This window comes from Allosphingosinicella sp. (assembly GCF_036403745.1).
Classification (GTDB): Bacteria; Pseudomonadota; Alphaproteobacteria; order Sphingomonadales; family Sphingomonadaceae; genus Allosphingosinicella.
Genome location: NZ_DASWQI010000030.1, coordinates 1 through 1,770 on the forward strand (window position 1 = coordinate 1; position 1,770 = coordinate 1,770).

2 protein-coding genes are annotated in these 1,770 nt (G+C 63.0%); both read right to left on the minus strand.

The genetic code is table 11. From position 1 onward, the window contains the following. Positions 1-1,125, minus strand: a 1,125-nt coding sequence (locus VGC56_RS03800; RefSeq protein WP_464123383.1) for a recombinase family protein, incomplete at its 3' end; no start/stop codon positions are given. A gap of 143 nt (positions 1,126-1,268) precedes the next feature. After that, complete coding sequence (locus VGC56_RS03805) at positions 1,269-1,598, minus strand: hypothetical protein (RefSeq protein ID WP_464123384.1); 330 nt, start codon at positions 1,596-1,598, stop codon at positions 1,269-1,271. Between the last annotated feature and the right edge of the window lie 172 nt (positions 1,599-1,770).

Sequence of the window (1,770 nt, forward strand, 5' to 3'; positions counted from 1 at the left end):
TTCCTGCCACACGATCTGGTCGAGCAGGTCTTGACGGATCGGCCGACTGTCGCACACCGCCCCGCCGAGATGGCGCCAAGCGTCGGAGCCGAGGCAGCGGTAGTAATGGATTTTGCGCGCGGAGGTGCGGGCCGACGTCCGTGACAGCGCATAGCCGCATTTGCGGCAGGATACCAAGCCCTGGACGATGCTGGGCTCGATGGTCCGGCGGGGCGCGAAGCGCTTATTGTCAGCCAGCCGCTCTGCCGCCAGGGCGAAGGTCTCTTCGCTGACAATCGCCGGGACCGGTATTTCGATCCATTCGTCACGGGGCCGTTCGTGATTGCTACTCTTGTCCCCATGGACCGCCCGCCCCGACAAGCGGAACGGCTTGGTCGCCTTTTGCCTCGGGCCGACTTGCGTCTTGTTGAAGCAGGCCGTGCCCTTATAGGCCGGGTTGCGCAGGATCGCCCAGACGACCGATCGTTCCCAGCGAACCCGCCGACGGGTAGGGACCCCCATCCCGTGAAGCAGCCGGGCAATCGCGCCGATGCTCAGGCCGCCCACCGTATACTTGTGGTAGACCAACCGCACGACTTCGGCTTCGGCGGCATCGATCTCGTAGCGTGCCGGTGCCTCGCTGGTCTTGCGGATGTAACGGTAGCCATAGGGTGCGGCACACAGAACCGAGACTTGCCCGGCCTTGGCGCGATGGCGCTTGCCGCGGCGGGACCGTTCGAGAATCTGCGCCCGTTCGTATTCGGCGATCATGCCCTGGAACTGCAGCATCAGTTGATCTTCGGGCGTGTCGGAATGAGGCGCCTTCAGGAAGATCGTCTCGACTCCGTGACGAGCGAACTCTTCGGTCAGCAATACTTGATAGGCATATTTTCTACTCAAGCGATCGGGTGAATGGATGAGAACGGTCTGAATGTGACCCTCGGCAGCGAGATCGCGCAGTCGCTCCAGGCCTGGCCGCAAAAGGCTGGCGCCGCTGAAGCCTTCGTCCTCGATCACCCATTCATCGGGTACGCTGTAGCCCTGCTCGCGTGCGAAGTCGATCAGCGCCGCCGTTTGACTGGCGATCGTGTTCTCCTCCTTCTGCTGCTCCGAAGATACTCTGGCGTAGATCGCGGCAGCCTTCATCGCGCTTCCCCCTCACGCTCTGATCGGCGCCAATGGCGCGAACCCGTTCCGGGACCAGGATCCCGTAGACCTGCTCCAGCTTGACGGCGAGGAGACGGTCAAACGCATGCTCGAATTGGACGCTGCGATCATGGCCGCGCCGTTCAGCCATGGCCGCCGGCTTCGCCGAGAAACGCCCGCAGCGCCCGGCTCACCATGTCGCTGATCGTCGTTCCTTCGGCCGCCGCCCGCGCCCGGACCGCGTCCACCAGGCTGGGCGGAAGCTTGAACGTCACCGCCGTCGCCGCCTCGGCAACCGGCACCGGTCGGCCGATCAACTGGGCCTCCTCGATGTATCGGTAGGCCTGACGGCGCGACATTGCGAACTGGCGCGACATTGACAAGGCAACCTCCCCCAGGCTCTGCCCACGCGCGAGCAACCTGTGGGCGGCATTGAGACGTTCCGCCTTCTGCGCATCGGTCGACCGCGCCATCTGTCATATGCATATTACTTTTTGAGGCGCAAATCAAGCACACAACGAGAACGATCGAGCGCAATTACGCGATCAAAGCAGAAGTTACCTTTTGCGTTCGGGGAGTGACGACTCCTCCTTGCGGAGTTCCTCGTGGAGTTTCGTAACGGCGACTCTTGTCTTCATAGCCCGC